The organism is Streptosporangium amethystogenes (genome assembly GCF_000721075.1).
Lineage (GTDB): Bacteria > Actinomycetota > Actinomycetes > Streptosporangiales > Streptosporangiaceae > Streptosporangium > Streptosporangium amethystogenes.
Genome location: NZ_JOEQ01000047.1, coordinates 13978 through 30774, shown reverse-complemented (window position 1 = coordinate 30774; position 16797 = coordinate 13978). Strand labels below are relative to the sequence as shown.

At 70.0% G+C, this 16797-nt stretch carries 15 protein-coding genes and 1 tRNA gene; 13 read left to right on the top strand and 3 right to left on the bottom strand.

Annotated features, from left to right (window positions below; all coding sequences use genetic code 11):
• Positions 1 to 83: 83 nt before the first annotated feature.
• The 9 genes from IG98_RS0139540 (at position 84) to IG98_RS0139500 (ending at position 10947) form a co-directional block, all read left to right on the top strand.
• On the top strand, positions 84 to 863 hold the full coding sequence (locus tag IG98_RS0139540) for a TIGR03936 family radical SAM-associated protein (RefSeq protein ID WP_030924790.1): 780 nt from the start codon (positions 84 to 86) through the stop codon (positions 861 to 863).
• 97 nt (positions 864 to 960) lie between these two features.
• On the top strand, positions 961 to 3696 hold the full coding sequence (locus IG98_RS0139535) for an Rne/Rng family ribonuclease (RefSeq protein WP_030924788.1): 2736 nt from the start codon (positions 961 to 963) through the stop codon (positions 3694 to 3696).
• 334 nt (positions 3697 to 4030) lie between these two features.
• Positions 4031 to 4333, top strand: coding sequence for a 50S ribosomal protein L21 (gene rplU / locus IG98_RS0139530; protein WP_030924785.1), 303 nt, complete (start codon positions 4031 to 4033; stop codon positions 4331 to 4333).
• 19 nt (positions 4334 to 4352) lie between these two features.
• A complete protein-coding gene (gene rpmA / locus IG98_RS0139525; protein ID WP_030924780.1) occupies positions 4353 to 4610 on the top strand; it encodes a 50S ribosomal protein L27 in 258 nt (85 codons plus the stop codon).
• Positions 4611 to 4715: 105 nt separating this feature from the next.
• A complete protein-coding gene (gene obgE / locus IG98_RS0139520) occupies positions 4716 to 6068 on the top strand; it encodes a GTPase ObgE (RefSeq protein ID WP_030924777.1) in 1353 nt (450 codons plus the stop codon).
• Between the two features lie 48 nt (positions 6069 to 6116).
• A complete protein-coding gene (gene proB / locus IG98_RS0139515) occupies positions 6117 to 7241 on the top strand; it encodes a glutamate 5-kinase (RefSeq protein ID WP_030924774.1) in 1125 nt (374 codons plus the stop codon).
• A gap of 18 nt (positions 7242 to 7259) precedes the next feature.
• Positions 7260 to 8543: a glutamate-5-semialdehyde dehydrogenase gene (locus tag IG98_RS0139510; RefSeq protein ID WP_030924772.1), complete on the top strand. Its 1284-nt coding sequence runs from the start codon at positions 7260 to 7262 to the stop codon at positions 8541 to 8543.
• Between the two features lie 182 nt (positions 8544 to 8725).
• Positions 8726 to 8917 (top strand): hypothetical protein, encoded by a 192-nt coding sequence (locus tag IG98_RS0139505; RefSeq protein WP_030924770.1) that lies wholly within the window; start codon positions 8726 to 8728, stop codon positions 8915 to 8917.
• A 221-nt stretch (positions 8918 to 9138) separates the two neighbouring features.
• Positions 9139 to 10947 (top strand): serine/threonine-protein kinase, encoded by a 1809-nt coding sequence (locus IG98_RS0139500; RefSeq protein WP_030924768.1) that lies wholly within the window; start codon positions 9139 to 9141, stop codon positions 10945 to 10947.
• Between the two features lie 88 nt (positions 10948 to 11035).
• Here IG98_RS0139500 and IG98_RS0139495 read toward each other — a convergent pair whose 3' ends face one another.
• Entirely contained in the window at positions 11036 to 12061 is a 1026-nt protein-coding gene (locus IG98_RS0139495) for a M48 family metallopeptidase (RefSeq protein ID WP_030924766.1), read from the bottom strand.
• A gap of 74 nt (positions 12062 to 12135) precedes the next feature.
• Between IG98_RS0139495 and nadD the strand changes: the two genes are divergently transcribed.
• The 4 genes from nadD (at position 12136) to IG98_RS0139475 (ending at position 14353) form a co-directional block, all read left to right on the top strand.
• Positions 12136 to 12807 carry a nicotinate-nucleotide adenylyltransferase gene (gene nadD, locus IG98_RS0139490; protein ID WP_211264306.1) on the top strand — a complete coding sequence of 224 codons (672 nt, stop codon included), beginning with the start codon at positions 12136 to 12138 and terminating at the stop codon, positions 12805 to 12807.
• Between the two features lie 312 nt (positions 12808 to 13119).
• The gene (gene rsfS, locus IG98_RS0139485; RefSeq protein WP_030924760.1) at positions 13120 to 13527 is read left to right on the top strand and encodes a ribosome silencing factor; all 408 of its coding nucleotides are present in this window, start codon (positions 13120 to 13122) and stop codon (positions 13525 to 13527) included.
• Entirely contained in the window at positions 13524 to 14156 is a 633-nt protein-coding gene (locus IG98_RS0139480) for a histidine phosphatase family protein (RefSeq protein ID WP_030924757.1), read from the top strand. The genes rsfS and IG98_RS0139480 overlap by 4 nt, the downstream gene beginning before the upstream one ends.
• Before the next feature lie 124 nt (positions 14157 to 14280).
• A tRNA-Ala gene (locus IG98_RS0139475) sits at positions 14281 to 14353 on the top strand.
• 425 nt (positions 14354 to 14778) lie between these two features.
• Here IG98_RS0139475 and IG98_RS0139470 read toward each other — a convergent pair.
• Positions 14779 to 16119, bottom strand: a complete 1341-nt coding sequence (locus IG98_RS0139470) for a sensor histidine kinase (RefSeq protein ID WP_030924754.1) — start codon at positions 16117 to 16119, stop codon at positions 14779 to 14781.
• Positions 16116 to 16793 carry a response regulator transcription factor gene (locus IG98_RS0139465; RefSeq protein ID WP_030924752.1) on the bottom strand — a complete coding sequence of 226 codons (678 nt, stop codon included), beginning with the start codon at positions 16791 to 16793 and terminating at the stop codon, positions 16116 to 16118. The genes IG98_RS0139470 and IG98_RS0139465 overlap by 4 nt, the downstream gene beginning before the upstream one ends.
• Positions 16794 to 16797 lie beyond the last annotated feature (4 nt).

The following is a 16797-nucleotide window of genomic DNA, read 5'->3' as shown; positions in this document are numbered from 1 at the left end:
GCCCACCCAAGAGATGACGACCACGACTTTGGAAGGACGACACCACCCTGAAACCCGCTCCCGACGGGCCGCCGCCCGCGCCAGTGGTGCAGCGCCTCCGTGTGCGCTACGCCAAGCGCGGCCGCCTGCGCTTCACCAGCCACCGCGACATCTCCCGGGCGCTTGAACGCGCGGTCCGGCGAGCTGACGTCCCGGTGGCGTTCAGCGCGGGCTTCTCGCCCCACCCGAAGATCTCCTATGTGGGAGGGGCCGCACCCACCGGGGTCGCCAGCGAGGCCGAATACCTCGAGATCAGCCTGACGCGCGAGTGTGACCCGGAGCGGCTGCGAGCCGCTCTGGACGCCTCGTTGCCTCCCGGTCTCGACGTGCTCGACATCGTGGAGGCCGGCCCCGCGAGTCTGGCCGACCAGATGGAGTGCTCGGCGTGGGAACTGCGGCTGCCCGGAGCCGATCTCGCCCTCGCCGGTGTCGCGGTTGAGAAATTCGTCGCCACCGATCATATCGAGGTCGAACGCCTTACCAAGAAGGGGATGCGACGTTTCGACGCGCGAGAAGCGGTGCTGAGCCTCGCGGCATTTGAGGGCAAAGGGACAACAGCAGGTCAGGCGTCCAGTCGGCCATGTGTCATACTTCGCATGGTTGTACGGCACGCAACTCCTGCCGTTCGACCCGACGACGTTCTCACTGGACTGCGTCTTGTGGCTGACTTCGCGCCGCCGGTGCCCCCCGAGGTGACCAGGCTGGCGCAGGGCCCGCTGGACGTTCGTACCGGTGAGCCCGCTGATCCGTTCGGCCTGGACCGCGACATTACGCGCGGCGGCGAAGCGGAACCGGTGGGCAGGCACGTCGGCGGCGACATATAGGACTTGGCGCCGGGCTATGAGCCTGGCGGACAGTGAGAGACGAGAGCTCCCGCGCGGCGCGGAGACGTGCCCGGGAGCTGAACGGGAGAGCGCCCGCATGCTCGACAACGAGCCCAATGCCGGGGTCAACAGCCTCGGTGGGGATACGACAACAGAAGAGACGCGGCCACCGGCGCCCCGGCGCAGGGCCGCGAGCCGACCCGCGGGACCTCCGCCAGAGGTGCCGGATTCGGTTCCCGAGGTCGTGACGGCACCCGCACCCCGGGCGGCGTCCGGCATCTCGCCGGAACCATCGGAGGCCGGTGCGTCCGGGCCCACGGCGGAGCCCGCCGAGGCCGAGGAGGCGAAGGAGGCGGCGCCCAAGCGCGCCACCAGGCGCAAGACCGCCGCGACGGAAGGTGCCGTCACCGCCACGCGGCGTAGTCGTGCGAAGAAGGTGACCGAACCGGTCGCCGAGCCTGCCGAGACGGCGGTCGCGGAGGCGGAGCCCGCGGCGCCCGTCGCCGTTCAGGAGCCCGCGCCGCAGGAGGCGCCCGCCGCCCCTGTCAAGCGCACCCGTACGCGCAAGAAGGCAGTCGTGCGGGAGGAGCCGGCCGCGGCCGAGGAGGTCACCGGCGAGGTGCCCACGGCCGAGGCGGAGCTGCTGCTCGAACTGCCCGTTGACGAACCGCTCGATGACGAGCCCGCGGGTGAGGAAGTCGTCGAGGAACGGCGGCCGGGACTGTTCGCCGACCCCTTCGGGCTGGTCGCCCAAGAACGTTCCGAGGTGCCCTCGGTGACCTTCCAGGCACCCGCGGCGGTGTTCCAGCCGCTGTTCCAGGCACCCGACCCGCAGCGGGCCACACAGCCCGCCGCCCGGCCCGCGCCGGTCCAGCCTCCCGCGCCGCAGCCGGAGCCCGAGCCCGTCGAGGCGAAGGCCGAGATCGCGGAGGAGCCCGAGGACGAGGACACGGACGGAGACGAGGACGCCGGTGGCCGTCGGCGTCGGCGCCGCAGGGGCGGTCGGGGCCGTGGCAAGACTCGAGACCTCGACGAGAGCGAGGAGACCGAGGGCGAGCAGGACGAAGAGGACAGGTCCGAGGCCGAGCAGGACGAGGACTCGGAGAGCGGCAGCTCGCGCAGGCGTCGCCGTAGGCGGCGCAGGGGCACCGACGAGGCGGGCGAGGTTCACAACGATCCGCCGAACACCGTGGTGCGCATCCGCGCGCCCCGTGCCGGGCGCAGCACCTCGGTGGACGAGGTGCAGAGCGTGCGAGGCTCGACCCGTCTGGAGGCCAAGAAGCAGCGCCGTCGCGAGGGGCGCGAACTCGGCCGCAGGCGTCCGCCGATCATCACCGAGTCGGAGTTCCTGGCCCGCAGGGAGTCCGTCGAGCGCATGATGGTGGTCCGCCGTACCGGCGGGCGCACCCAGATCGCGGTACTGGAGGACGGGGTCCTCGTTGAGCACTATGTCAACCGCGAGGCGAGCCAGTCGTATGTGGGCAACGTCTATCTCGGCAAGGTGCAGAACGTCCTGCCGAGCATGGAAGCCGCGTTCGTCGACATCGGCAAGGGCCGTAACGCGGTGCTGTACGCCGGAGAGGTGAACTTCGACACCGCCGGGCTGGAGGGACAGCCCAAGCGGATCGAGGTGGCGCTGAAGTCGGGCCAGTCGGTGCTGGTGCAGGTCACCAAGGACCCGATGGGGCACAAGGGTGCCCGCCTGACGAGCCAGATCAGCCTGCCCGGGCGCTACCTGGTCTACGTGCCCGACGGCTCGATGACCGGGATCAGCCGCAAGCTCCCCGACAAGGAGCGCACCCGCCTCAAGAGCATCCTCAAGAAGGTCATGCCGGAGAGCGCCGGGGTCATCGTCCGCACGGCCGCCGAAGGCGCGTCGGAGGACGAGCTGAGCCGCGACGTGGCCAGGCTGTCGGCGCAGTGGGAGAACATCCAGCGCAAGGCCAAGTCGGCCAGCGCGCCGGAGTTGCTCTCCTCCGAGCCGGACCTGACGGTCCGGGTGGTCCGAGACGTGTTCAACGAGGACTTCTCCTCGCTGGTCGTCGCGGGAGACGAGGTGTGGGAGACGGTCGACGAATACGTCCGTTACGTTGCCCCGCACCTGGCCGACCGCCTCAGCAGGTGGGAAGAGGACGGCGACGTCTTCGCCGCCTACCGGATCGACGAGCAGATCGCCAAGGCGATGGAGCGCAAGGTCTGGCTGCCCAGCGGCGGCTCGCTGGTGATCGACCGGACCGAGGCCATGACCGTGGTCGACGTCAACACCGGCAAGTTCACCGGTCAGGGCGGCAACCTTGAGGAGACCGTCACCCGCAACAACCTGGAGGCGGCCGAGGAGATCGTCCGCCAGCTCAGGCTGCGCGACATCGGCGGCATCATCGTCATCGACTTCATCGACATGGTGCTGGAGAACAACCGGGACCTGGTGCTGAGGCGGCTGCTGGAGTGCCTGGCCCGCGACCGTACCAAGCACCAGGTCGCCGAGGTCACCTCTCTGGGGCTGGTCCAGATGACGCGTAAGCGGGTCGGTCAGGGCCTCCTGGAGGCGTTCTCCACGGTCTGTGAGTGCTGCAACGGCCGCGGCCTGCACGTCTCGGCCGAGCCGGTCGAGGGCAGGCCGGAGCCGCGTGGTACGCAGGGCAAGATGGCGGTCGAGAAGGTCGTCGCGGAGAAGCTCGGCAAGGACGGTAGCCACGCTGTGGCGGCCGGTGACCAGTCGGGTCGTGATACGGTGACCGATGCGCTTGATGGCGTCCAGAACGAGGACGGTCAGGCAGCACAGGCTTCTGGCCGGGGGCGGAGACGCTCCCGCAAGGCCAGGCCGGCCGAGTAGGTCCTGTCCCGCAGATTTTGCCGTGGCGTGGGTCTGTCGGACGGTGCCTCGTAGGGCGGAAAAGGAGCTCATAGCGTGCTATGGGTGACGGAGACCGTCGCGAGGCCCCGTCCGGGTGACCAAGGCAGGCAGAAGATCCAAGGAGCAGGACCTGAGGTCGGCACCCCCGACGTTCCGCCCGGTTCGACCAGGACACCGTCAATCCGGTATTCTGGTGAACCGGTGCGCTCATGGCGCGCCCTGTTCGCGCGCCTACCCGGTACGTCATCAATGACCACAGCCGGATGCGGGGCGCAGCATCCAGCGAGCAAGCAGTCAGAAGAAGGGTTCCGCGGTGTACGCGATCGTTCGTTGCGGCGGCAGGCAGCAGAAGGTCTCCGTCGGTGACGTCCTTGAAGTGGACAAGGTCGCCGGCGAGGTCGGTTCCACGGTTTCGCTGCCGACGGTCCTCGTCGTCAACGATGGCGACGTGACCACCGAGGCGGGCAAGTTCACGGTTGCCGCCGAGATTCTCGGTGAGACCAAGGGTCCGAAGATCCGGATTCTGAAGTACAAGAACAAGTCGGGGTACAAGAAGCGCCAGGGTCACCGCCAGCGGTACACCCAGGTGAAGATCACCGGCATCGACCAGGCCTGAGTTTCGGGAGTTTTGCGAGATGGCACACAAGAAGGGCGCGTCGTCCACTCGGAACGGCCGCGACTCCAACGCCCAGCGGCTCGGTGTGAAGCGCTTCGGTGGTCAGCTGGTCAACGCCGGCGAGATCATCGTTCGTCAGCGTGGCACCCACTTCCACCCCGGCGACAACGTCGGCCGTGGCAGTGACGACACGCTGTTCGCGCTGGCCGCAGGCCACGTTCTGTTCGGTGTCAAGCGCGGGCGCCGCGCGGTGAGCATCGTTCCGGTCGCGGAGTAGATTCGCACCGACAGACGTTGAGGGCAGGGGTGGATCGCATTCGGCGGTCCACCCCTGCTCGCGTTTTCCGCAGAAGTTCCCGTAGATAGAGGTAGGAAAGTAGAGATGCCGGACTTTGTGGACCAGGTGGTCCTGCACATCAAGGCCGGTGACGGGGGAAACGGCTGCGCCTCTGTCCATCGGGAGAAGTTCAAGCCGCTGGGGGGCCCGGACGGGGGCAACGGCGGCCGCGGCGGCGACGTGATCCTGGAGGTGGACGCCAGCACGGCGACGCTCCTGGAGTACCATCGCCGCCCGCACCGCAAGGCCGACAACGGCAAGCAGGGGCAGGGGTCCAACCGCGACGGCGCCAACGGTCCCGACATCGTCATCCCGGTACCGGACGGCACCGTGGTCAAGGACGCCGGCACCGGTGAGGTCCTCATCGACCTGGTCGGCGCGGGCACCCGCTATGTGATCGCCGAGGGTGGGCACGGCGGGCTCGGCAACGCCGCGCTGGCCTCCACCAAGCGCAAGGCCCCCGGTTTCGCGCTGCTCGGCGAGCCCGGTGACGAGCTCGACGTGATGCTGGAGATGAAGAGCGTCGCCGACGTGGCGCTGGTCGGCTTCCCCAGCGCGGGCAAGTCCTCCCTCATCGCGGCCCTGTCCGCCGCCCGGCCGAAGATCGCCGACTACCCGTTCACCACGCTGGTCCCCAACCTCGGGGTGGTCACCGCGGGCGCGACCGTCTTCACGGTCGCGGACGTGCCAGGCCTGATCCCCGGCGCCTCGCAGGGCAAGGGCCTGGGGCACGAGTTCCTGCGCCACGTCGAGCGCTGCAACACGCTGGTGCACGTGATCGACTGCGCCACCATGGAGCCGGGCCGCGACCCCATCAGCGACTACGAGGCGATCGAGGCCGAGCTCGCGGCGTACGGCAAGCTGGAGGACCGGCCGCGCCTGGCGGTGCTCAACAAGTCCGACGTGCCCGACGCCCGTGACCTGGCCGACATCGTCGGACCGATGCTCGAGGAGCGGGGGCTACGGGTCTTCTCGATCTCCGCGGCCACCCACGAGGGGCTCAAGGAACTGACCTACGCCATGGGGGAGATGGTCGCCGCGGCCAGGGCCGCCGCCCCGGTCCCCGAGCCGACCCGACTGGTCATCAGGCCCAAGCAGCACGGCGACACCGGATTCGCCGTCCGCCGGGTCGACGAGGACACCTTCCAGGTCACCGGGGCCAAGCCGGAGCGGTGGATCCGCCAGACCGACTTCACCAACGACGAGGCCGTGGGCTATCTGGCCGACCGGCTGGAGCGGCTGGGAGTCGAGGAGGAGCTGACCAAGGCCGGGGCCAAGGCCGGGGCCGAAGTGATCATCGGTTCCATGGAGAACGGCTACATCTTCGACTGGCAGCCGACGCTCAACGCCGAGGCAGTGCACCAGGGGCCGCGCGGGTCGGACAACCGGCTCGGTTAGTACGCCTCCGGCTGTTCTTCCAATGATCATTTTTGAAAGGTGCGTGTCGTGGACGCTGCGCGCGAACGGATCCGTAAGGCCTCACGCCTCGTCGTGAAGGTGGGTTCGTCCTCGCTCACCACTCCGCAGGGAATGATCGACGTCGACCGGGTGGACGCCCTGGTCGATGTGCTCGGTGCCCGGCGGAAGTCCGGTACCCAGATCGTGCTGGTCTCCTCGGGCGCGATCGCGGCGGGCCTCGGCCCGCTGGGCCTGGCGGCCAGGCCACGCGACCTCGCCACCCAGCAGGCCGCGGCCTCGGTCGGCCAGGGCGTGCTGGTGGCCCGCTACACCTCCTCCTTCGCCAGGTACGGCCTGCGGGTCGGTCAGGTGCTGCTGACCGCCGACGACATGATGCGCCGCTCGCACCACGTCAATGCCGAGCGCACGCTGGCGCGCCTGCTCGAACTGGGCATCGTCCCGGTGGTCAACGAGAACGACACCGTGGCCACCGACGAGATCCGGTTCGGCGACAACGACCGCCTCGCGGCCCTGGTCGCCCACCTGACCAGGGCCGACGCGCTGGTGCTGCTCTCCGATGTGGACGCCCTCTACGACGACGACCCCCGCCGCCCCGGCGCCCGCCGGCTCACCGAGGTGCGCGGGCCCGCCGACCTCGTCGGGGTCGAGCTCGGCAAGGGCGGTGCGGTCGGCACCGGTGGCATGATCACCAAGGTTCAGGCCGCCAAGATCGCTACTGGGGCGGGCGTTCCCGTGGTGCTGACCGCCGCCGCGCACGCGGCCCAGGCCCTCGCGGGAACCGATGTCGGCACCTACTTCCACCCGGAGGGCCGCCACCCGGGCACCCGCCTGCTCTGGCTGGCCCACGCCACCACCGGCCGGGGTCGGCTCCACCTGGACTCCGGCGCCGTCGAGGCCGTGGTGAGCCGCCGCAAGTCACTGCTTCCCGCGGGGGTCACGGCGGTCGAGGGCGACTTCGCGGCGGGCGATCCGGTGGATCTGTGCGAGCCGCGTGGCCAGGTGGTCGCGCGCGGCCTGGTCAACTTCGACGCGGGGGAGATCCCCGAACTGCTCGGTCGTTCCACCAGGGAACTGGCGGCCACCCTGGGACCCGAGTACGAACGAGAGCTCATCCACCGTGACGACATCGTCATACTGGAATCCCACCACTAGTTCTTTTTGGAGCGCGAGATGTCCGAGGACTTCCTGAAGGTAGCCCTGGCGGCTAAAGAGGCCGCCGCCGAGCTGGCCCCGCTGCCGAGGGCACCGAAGGACGCCGCGCTCCGGGTGATCGCGGACGCGCTCGTGGCCGGGGCCGCCGAGATCGTCGCGGCCAACGCGCTCGACGTCGAGAAGGCCAGGGGGAGCGGGACCTCCGAGTACATGATCGACCGTCTCGCTCTCGACGAGACCAGGATCGAGGCGATCGCCGAGGCGGTCCGTCAGGTCGCAGACCTTCCCGACCCGGTGGGTGAGGTGATCCGGGGCAGCACGCTGCCCAACGGACTGGAACTGCGCCAGCTCCGGGTCCCGCTCGGGGTGATCGGCATCATCTACGAGGGCCGGCCCAATGTGACCGTGGACGCCGCGGCGCTCTGCCTCAAGAGCGGCAACGCCACCCTGCTGCGCGGCTCCTCCAGCGCGTACGAGTCCAACAGGGTCCTTGTCAGGATCATGCAGGAGGCGCTGGCGGACACCGGGGTGCCCGCGGGGGCCGTCCAGCTGGTTCCCGGGCTGACCCGCGACTCGGTCAAGCAGCTCATGCGGGCTCGCGGCCTGGTCGACGTGCTGATCCCGCGTGGCGGGGCCTCGCTGATCAATTCGGTGGTGGAGGAGTCCACGGTCCCGGTGATCGAGACCGGCGTGGGCAACTGTCACGTCTATGTCGACGCCGATGCCGACCTCGACCTGGCGATCCAGATCCTGATCAACGCCAAGGTCCAGCGCCCCTCGGTCTGCAACTCCGCGGAGACGCTCCTGGTGCACGCGGCCGTGGCGGACACCTTCGTGCCGCGCGCGCTGGCCGCGCTGGCGGCGGAGGGCGTCACGGTGCACGGTGACGCCCGCGTCGCGGCGTACGGTGACGTGGTACCCGCCGAGGAGGAGGACTTCCGGATGGAGTACCTCTCGCTGGACATCGCGGCCGCCGTGGTCGACTCGCTGGAGGACGCGGTCGCGCACATCAGGAAGTACGGCTCAGCCCACACCGACGCGATCGTCACGCGCTCGGTCAGCGCCTCCCGCAGGTTCGTCGCCCTGGTCGACTCCGCGGCCGTGGCGGTCAACGCCTCGACCCGGTTCACCGACGGCGCGGAGTTCGGCTTCGGCGCGGAGATCGGCATCTCCACCCAGAAGCTGCACGCGCGCGGCCCCATGGGCCTGCCGGAGCTGACCTCGACCAAGTGGGTCTACACCGGCGAGGGTCACCTGCGCACCAGCGAGGGCACGGTCCTCGCCTCGGCGAAGCCGGCCTGAGGTAGGGGCGTGGGCCGCGGAGTGCTCCCGACGACGAGGATCAACGGCATCGGGAACACTCCGCGAACCGCGCGGTACGGGTGTGATCCACCGGGGATTTCGTGCGATGCCCCTGCTCGTAGCCGAGCGTTATGGTGTGTCGCTCCATGTGATCGCGGTCGCTTGTGGTTTGACTGGACTTCATGGAAATCGTGGTTGCACTCCTCTTCATAGCTTTTGTCGTTTTTGCTGTGGACCGGTTGCTGCTGCTCATGGAGAGCCGCGGGCACGTCAACTGGCGCCGCACCCGGCGCCGTGACCTGTCGGCGGAACCCACCGCGAAGCTCGACAGCCTGCTGGAAGACCCGGTCCGCGGGCCTGCTCGCCGGCCCTGAGACGCTCCGCGCGTGGTCTGACCCGAGCCTGACGAGGCGCATGAGGAGACGCGCGTCCCGTCAGGCCGATCTTTCCGGGAGTCCGGCGTGCCATCGGGAAAACGTCACACTCGCCCGCTATGGTGTGGTCTCCTACGGCTGGACAGCAGGGAAGCGAGCGGAAGCGAGCGACCCGATAGGCGCAGCGGTCCCTGACCCATGTGGCCGACGCAGGAGGTCATATGGGTCGTCTCGGGCGGGTCGGTCCCTACACGTTGCTGGAGCGTCTCGGCCGGGGAGGCATGGGCGAGGTCTACCTCGCCACCGGCCGCCGGGGTGACAACGTCGCGCTCAAGGTCCTCCACGACATGGTCGACACCGACTCCGAGGCCCGGATACGTCTGGAGCGGGAGGTACGTGCCCTTCGCCGGGTCGAGAGCCCCTACGTGGCCCGTGTCGTCGACGCCGACCTCAACGGTGATCGGCCCTACCTGGTCATGGAGCACATCGAGGGAGAAACCCTTCTGGAGCGGGTGCGGCGCGGCGGTCCCCTGGAAGGCGGCCTGCTCACCCTCGCACAGGGGCTGGCCACCGCCCTGTCGATCATCCACGCGGCCGGGGTCGTCCACCGCGACCTCAAGCCCGCCAACGTGCTGGTCAACGAGGACGACGAGCCCGTCCTCATCGACTTCGGCATCGCCCACGTCCTGGACGCCACCAGACTCACCCTGACCGGCACCTTCCTCGGCACCCCCGGTTACGCCGCCCCCGAGTTGTTCGCCGACGAGCCCGTGGGCGAACCCGCGGACGTGCATGCCTGGGCGGCCACCGTGGCCTTCGCGGCGACCGGCAGGCCCACCTTCGGCAGGGGCACGGTCGAGGCACAGATGTACGCGATCCTCAACGGTCAGGCCGATCTTGAGGGTGTTCCGGCGGCCCTGCTGCCCCTGATCCGCGCGGCCCTGCACCGTGAGCCGGCCAAGCGCCCCACCGCGGCCCTCCTGGCCGGCCGCCTCGGCCGCCTCGCCCGGGTGGCCTCGCCCGAGGCGGAAATCTCCCGGAAGGCGGCCGGTTCCGCACGGGAGAAGCCCGGCGGAACCAGGAAGCAGGAGAGCCGTCCCAAGCCCCGCGCCAAGGGCGACGAATCCGCGAGGAGCGGCCGATCGGCCAGGGCGGAGACGGGCAGGGGAAGGCCGCCCACTCCGGCGGCGGAAGGCTCTGCGGGGCCCGCGCGGGCGGTACGCCCTTCTGCCGCCGCGGAGGGCACGTCACGCGGCGGACGGGCGGCGCTCGCCTCCGGAGAGGCGTCTCGCGCGGGGCGAGCGCTTCCCGCGGCGGGGGAGACGTCGCGGGGCGGGCGTCAGGCTTCCCCGGCCGCTGAGGTGTCCAGTGGTGGGCGTGCGGCTCTCGCGGCGGTTGAGGCGTCGCGGGGCGGGCGTTCCTCCGCCGCGGACGGCAGGGCGATCCGGCGCCGGGCGGGCAGACGGTCCGGCGGCGCGGCAGGGGAAGCTCAGGCCACCGGCCGGGCGGGGCCGCTGCCCACGGGTAACGCGGCGCTGCTCCTGCTGGCGGTGCTGGCCGTGCCGTGCGTCGTGGCCACGGTCATCTGGCCGCCGGCCACCTTCGCCGTCACCGTCCTGTTCGCCGCGCTGGCCCGCGCGCTCTGGGGCGGGCACTGGCTGGTCAGGAAGCGCAAGTCGGCCAGGGTCCGGGTGGCCCTGCGGGTGCTGGGCTTCCCGGTGATCCTCGCCGTCTCGCTGCTGACCGTCCTGGCCTGGCCGGGGCTGCCGGCGGCCGCCCTGGCGGGTCTCGCACTCTGGCTGACCCTCGGTGGCTCACTGCCACCGGAGTGGTGGCTGCACTCGGCCCCGATCGCCGTCTCCGGTGTCGTGTTCGGCGTCGTCTGTGGGGGCCTCCTCGGTCGGGAGATCGAGCGGATCGGCGCCGAGCTCGTCGAGCTCCGCAAGGAGGGGCTGCGCGCGCTCGCGGTGCTGGGCGGTTTCGTCGCCCTGTGTTCGGCGGCCGTACGCGCGATCGCCCTCCTCGTGTAGGGGGCGTCCTGCGTCAGGGAGGCCCCCGGCTCAGGTCGCATGAAAAAGGGCCCGGCGGGTGTCCGGGCCCTTTCGGTGGAACTCTTGGTTAATTTCCATCGCGGCGGGAGAAGCGATTGAAGATGCGCTCCCCGGCGTTGACAGCACCTTCCGCTACGTCGCGCAGGACACCGATGAACGGGTCCTGGGACTGCGACCAGGACTCGCGGTAGGAGCGGGCGGCAGCCCGGACCTCCTCGGAGATCTTCGCGTTGGCGTCGTCGGCGCGGCGGGGGTAGTCGCTGGCGATGATCGTGTCGTACTCGCCGCCACGGCGCCACTTGTCGAGCTCGGCGACGCGGGAGACGGCGAACGGATGGGTGGTGCCCAGCAGGTTGAGGACCTTGAGCAGGCCGTCCCGGACGTCGCCCGCGGTGTCGTACTCCCGTGCCTGGTCGAGGAAGGCCTCGATGTTCATCTCGTGCAGGCGCGAGCCGCCGGCGAGCTTCATCAGGGCGCGCAGCGCCGCATCGGGGTCCTGGCCGCAGAGCAGGCCGCCGCGGTCGGCGGAGAGCTCGGACTTGCGCTGCCACTCCTCCAGACCGGCCACGATCGCGCGCAGGCCGATGTAGCCGAGCGGAATCCAGGCCACGCGCGCGGCCAGACGGGTCAGGATGTCGAGCATGGTGCGGTAGACCGCGTGGCCCGACAGGATGTGGGCGGTCTCGTGGCCGATGACGAAGCGCTGCTCCTCCGAATCCATCAGGTCCAGCAGGCCGGTCGTGACGACGATGAACGGGTCGTCGAAGCCGATCGCCTTCGCCTGCACCAGCGGGCTCTGCTGCACGTAGACCTCGGGAATGCGGTGGAGGTCGAGCGTGTAGGCCGCGTCGCGGCCCATGTCGTGCAGCGCTCGGAACTGCGTGTCACCGGTGCGTACGGCCGAGGCGAGGTAGATCAGGCGCAGGCGGCGCTCGCTGACCAGGCCGGACATCTGCTTGAGCACCGTGTCGAATCCGCTGAGCGATCGGAGGGCGACCAGCGCGGACCGGTCAGTGGGATGTTCGTAGGCGCGTGAGCTGATGCCGGGAAGCTGCACGCGGTTGCGATCCGGGGTGGTGGTCATGTCCGGCATGCTACGTCGGGTCTGCCTGCCACGCGCGGGGGGTGATTAAAAGCTCTGTACGGCTTGCGCGTATGGTCCGTTTCATGATGAACGCGCCTACCGGTCGGGGGAAGCGGCGCCTGGGCGTCATGGGCGGGACCTTTGATCCGATCCACCATGGTCACCTGGTCGCGGCCAGTGAGGTCGCCCACCATTTCGACCTCGACGAGGTGGTCTTCGTGCCGACGGGACGGCCCTGGCAGAAAGCCGACAGGACCGTCTCCGCCGCGGAGGACCGCTATCTCATGACGGTCATCGCGACCGCGTCCAACCCTCGCTTCTCGGTGAGCCGCGTCGACATCGACCGCCCGGGGCCGACCTTCACCATCGACACGCTCCGGGAGATCTCCTCTGCCTGGGGGCCCGACGTCGATCTCTACTTCATCACCGGCGCCGATGCCCTGGCCCAGATCCTGAGCTGGCGCGACGTCGACGAGCTGTTCACCATCGCGCATTTCGTGGGCGCCACCAGGCCCGGCCACGTCCTGCACGACCCTGGCCTTCCCGAGGGCAAGGTCAGCCTGGTGGAGATCCCGGCGCTGGCCATCTCGTCGTCGGAGTGCCGCGAGCGGGTGGCCGCAGGGGAGCCCATCTGGTACCTCGTGCCCGACGGCATCGTCCAGTACATCAACAAGCGTGGCCTCTACGGCAGGGCGTCATCTGAGGGGGAGCGGCCCCGGCGGGTGGGACAGGGCAGGCCGGAAGAGATTCGGTGAATCGCGATGATCTGCAGAAATGGCGCAAGTTAGAACACGTTTCGCTATGATTCGAGAAGTTTGCGTGGGGCGGGTATCCACAGCTCAGCCGGTTTGATCGCCGAATGACCCGGGCACCTGCCCGTCCCACCCGAGATCGGCAAGCGCGGCCCCGACCGCGCGCCAAGCCCCCGATCAGACCGCCAATCCGTTTGCGGTACGGAATCGGGCGGCCCACGATAGGCGTTGTTCAAACGGTGGCTCTTCAATGAGCGCCGAATCGGGCACCCTGATAGGTGACAGCGCCGACTAGTAGGAGGACTGACCCACACCGTGACAGCAACCGACAGATCCATCCAGCTCGTCAGGCTCGCCGCCGAGGCGGCGGCGGACAAGCTGGCCGATGACATCCTCGCCTATGACGTGAGCGACCAGCTCGTCATCACCGACGCGTTCGTGCTCTGCTCCGCCACCAACGACCGCCAGGTCCGCGCCATCGTCGACGAGATCGAGGATCGGCTGCGGATCGAGGCCGACGCCAAGCCCGTCCGCCGCGAAGGCGAGCGCGAGGGCCGCTGGGTCCTGCTGGACTACATCGACATCGTCGTGCACGTCCAGCACGAGGAAGACCGCACCTTCTACGCGCTCGAACGCCTGTGGAAGGACTGCCCCTCCATCGCGCTGCCGGACAGCGTGACCCAGGTCGCCGCTCAGCGTGCCCGCGGGGCGGTAGCTGAGTGAGCCGTCGCGTCGTCTGCCTCAGACATGGTCAGACGCTGTGGAATGTCGAGCACCGCTTCCAGGGCCACAGCGACATCCCGCTTGACGAGACCGGCATCGCGCAGGCGGCCCGTGCGGCCTCGCTGCTCGCCGCGCTCCGCCCGAGCATGATCGTGTCCTCCGATCTCCAACGGGCCTTCGACACGGCCTCGGCACTGGCCCGCGTCACCGGCCTGAATGTCATGGTCGACAAGGATCTGCGGGAGCGGGGCGGCGGGCAGTGGGAAGGGCTCACCCGGGAGGAGATCTCCACGGGTTGGCCCAGGGAGTTCGCGGCCTGGGAGGCGCCGGGCGGCGAGGAGGTCGGCGACGTCGCCGACAGGGTGGCGTCGGCGGTACGCCGCTGGGCCGCGCAGGTCGACTCCGACGGCCTGCTCGTCGTCGCCTCCCACGGGGCGGCGATCCGGCTCGGCATCGCCAAACTCATGAACCTGCCGCAGGAGCTCTGGCCCGCCCTGGGGGGCCTGGGAAACTGTTCGTGGTCGGTGCTGGAGGAGTCGCGCAAGGGATGGCGCCTGCTGGAGCACAACGCCGGGACCCTCCCCGAGCCGGTCAGCAGCGACGACAGCCCCGAGGCCACCCAGGAGTGACCTCGCCGGTGCGGCTTGCGCCCCGGTGGCGGGCGCGGGCCGTGTGGCCGTCGATTAGGTGAACATGTCGGTGTCCTTATATGCTTCCCAAGCGCCGCGACGAGAGCACTCGAAGCGGTGACCAGGGGCTATGGCGCAGCTGGTAGCGCGCCTCCATGGCATGGAGGAGGTCTGGGGTTCGAATCCCCATAGCTCCACCGCTAAACCGCCTCTGGCCTGCACTTTTGTGCAGGCCAGAGGCGGTTTTCGTTTCTGGTCGCGGATCCCGGCGCGTCTTGCCGGGCCGGCCGCGCGCCCTCCGTCTGAACGTGAGGCCGACCCGGTGAGACGAGCGGGGGATCACGGACGCGGGTGCCGTACGCGATCCCTGCCGCGCTCCCTCATGATCGTGCAGCCGGAATGGCGAAGCAGCAGGCTTTAACCGCTTTTAAGGCGTGCTTACGTGTGATCTAACCAATGCCTGATTTCTCCGCTCCCCGATGGAGGCGGCTTCTCGCCTCCCCTGAACGAGGCGAGGTCCTGCCCGTTTCCAGGGCCGGAACCGCAAAAGGGAAGAGACAGGCCTGTCACGCGAACTCCGGCAGTCCCTCGCCGAGCATGACGGTGACCTTCAGCGGGCTGTTCAACGCGCTGCGTTCCCGCGGAACCAGCGGCCGCGGACCAGGCGTCGGGTGATGCGCGGGGGCCGATCGTGCCGGTCGGTGCGGAACCAGAGCTGGACCCTGGCGCCGCCGAGGGAGGAGGCGTCGATCCGCAGCGTGCCGCCGGTGGACTCGGCGAGCCGGCGGGCGATGTCCAGGCCCAGCCCGGTGGATCCCGCGCCGCTGCTCCCGCGCCGCAGCGCCGCCTCCGGGTCGGGGATCCCGGGGCCGGCGTCGGCGATCAGTATGCCGACGGTGCCCGAGCCCTGGTGCAGGGTCACCGTGAACGCCGTGCCCTCGGGGGTGTGCCGGAAGATGTTGCCGAGCAGGGCGTCCAGCACGGCGTTGAGCTCTCCTGCCGCGACCGGGACCCGGGTGGGGGTCGAGGCGCCGATCCACTCCCAGGCGCGTTGCTGGTCCTCGGCCAGGGCGGACCAGAAGGTCAGCCGCTCGCGCAGTACCTCGGCGGCGTCACAGTGGACGAGCTCCGGTGCCAGGGAGGGTTGCCTGGCCGCCGAGATGATCTGGTCCACCTCCACCTCCAGGCGGCCCAGCGCGCTCCTGCTCTGTTCGGCCTCGGGTCCCAGGTGGTCCAGGCTGAGCCGGAGCGCGGTGAGAGGTGTGCGCAGGCGGTGCGACAGGTCGGCGGCCATCTCCCGCTCTGCGGCCAGGAGCTGGACCACGCGGTCGGCCATGCTGTTGAACGCCTCACCGGCCGCGACCAGCTCGGGTGGGCCCTCCGGCTCGATGCGGACGCTGAGATCTCCGGCGCCCAGCGCGCTCGCCGCCCTGCCCAGGCGCCGGGCCGAACGCACCACCCGGACGCCCAGCCGGTCGCCGACCAGCAGAGAGCCGGCGACGAGCACCGCCGCCACCCCGCTCAGCACGGCCCACGACGCGGCGACGCCCCGGGTGAGGTCGTCCGAGGGGATGAAGATCTCAATGACCACGGTCCGCCCGCCCTCCAGGGCGACCGGGCGCAGCAGAAGGTAGCCGGTGTCCATCTCCGCGGTGATGGCCCTGGTCAGCCGGGAGGCGGCGGCCACGGTCTCGGCGGGGGCCCTGACGGTGCCGACTGAGCCGCCACCGGGCAGGTGGACCGCGATCCGGTCCTGCGCACCCGTGTTGAGCAGCGCGTGGGTGAGCCGGCTCTCCTCGACGGTGATGGCCAGCACCGGGACCAGAGCCGACGCCTGCCGTTCCGCCTCGGCCATGGCCCGGCCGTGGGCGATCTCCCTGACGATGAGCCCGAGCGGGATCAGGAAGGCCAGGGCGACCATCGAGGTCCCGGCGACAGTGAGCAGGGCCAGGGTCCGTCTCACGGCGGTGTGATCAACATGACCCCCACGCCGCGTACGGTGTGCAGGTAGCGGGGGGAGGACGCGCTCTCGCCGAGTTTGCGCCGCAGCCACGACAGGTGGACGTCGATCGTCTGGTCGTCGCCGTAGGACTGCTGCCACACCTCGGTGAGCAACTCCTTGCGGGAGACCACCCGGTCGGCGCGGGCGGCGAGGTAGGCGAGGAGGTCGAACTCGCGCCTGGTGAGGGTGAGAGGGGCACCGTCCAGTTGGGCCTCGCGCCGGTTCAGGTCCACCGACAGCGCGCCGACGCACAGCAGCGGCGGTGGGGTCGCGCTCCGCGCCCGGCGCAACACGGCGTCCAGACGGGCGTTCAGGTGGTCGCCGGAGAACGGCTTCACCAGATAGTCGTCGGCCCCCGCCTGGAGCAGACGGACGATCTCCGCTTCGTTGTCCCTGGCCGTGGCGATGATGACGGGGACGCTGGACACGCTGCGGACCATCTTGAGAGCCTCCGCCCCGTCCAGGTCGGGTAGCCCGAGGTCGAGGACCACCGCGTCCGGGGGGTTCTGGGTGATCTCCCTCAGGGCGTCGAGGGCACGTCCCGCGCTGCGCACGGCATGCTGGCGCCTGCTGAGTTCCTGAATGATCGCGGATCGTACGTACTCGTCGTCTTCGACCACCAGAACTATCGCCATGTCT

What these genes read in the sequence shown, in the direction of transcription:
- IG98_RS0139465 (WP_030924752.1), bottom strand. Translation starts at nt 16,793, where the DNA reads ATGGCGATAGTTCTGGTGGTCGAAGACGACGAGTACGTACGATCCGCG.
- IG98_RS0139510 (WP_030924772.1), top strand. Translation starts at nt 7,260, where the DNA reads ATGTCCGAGGACTTCCTGAAGGTAGCCCTGGCGGCTAAAGAGGCCGCC.
- IG98_RS0139535 (WP_030924788.1), top strand. Translation starts at nt 961, where the DNA reads ATGCTCGACAACGAGCCCAATGCCGGGGTCAACAGCCTCGGTGGGGAT.
- IG98_RS0139505 (WP_030924770.1), top strand. Translation starts at nt 8,726, where the DNA reads ATGGAAATCGTGGTTGCACTCCTCTTCATAGCTTTTGTCGTTTTTGCT.
- rpmA (WP_030924780.1), top strand. Translation starts at nt 4,353, where the DNA reads ATGGCACACAAGAAGGGCGCGTCGTCCACTCGGAACGGCCGCGACTCC.
- nadD (WP_211264306.1), top strand. Translation starts at nt 12,136, where the DNA reads ATGATGAACGCGCCTACCGGTCGGGGGAAGCGGCGCCTGGGCGTCATG.
- IG98_RS0139495 (WP_030924766.1), bottom strand. Translation starts at nt 12,061, where the DNA reads ATGCCGGACATGACCACCACCCCGGATCGCAACCGCGTGCAGCTTCCC.
- obgE (WP_030924777.1), top strand. Translation starts at nt 4,716, where the DNA reads ATGCCGGACTTTGTGGACCAGGTGGTCCTGCACATCAAGGCCGGTGAC.
- IG98_RS0139500 (WP_030924768.1), top strand. Translation starts at nt 9,139, where the DNA reads ATGGGTCGTCTCGGGCGGGTCGGTCCCTACACGTTGCTGGAGCGTCTC.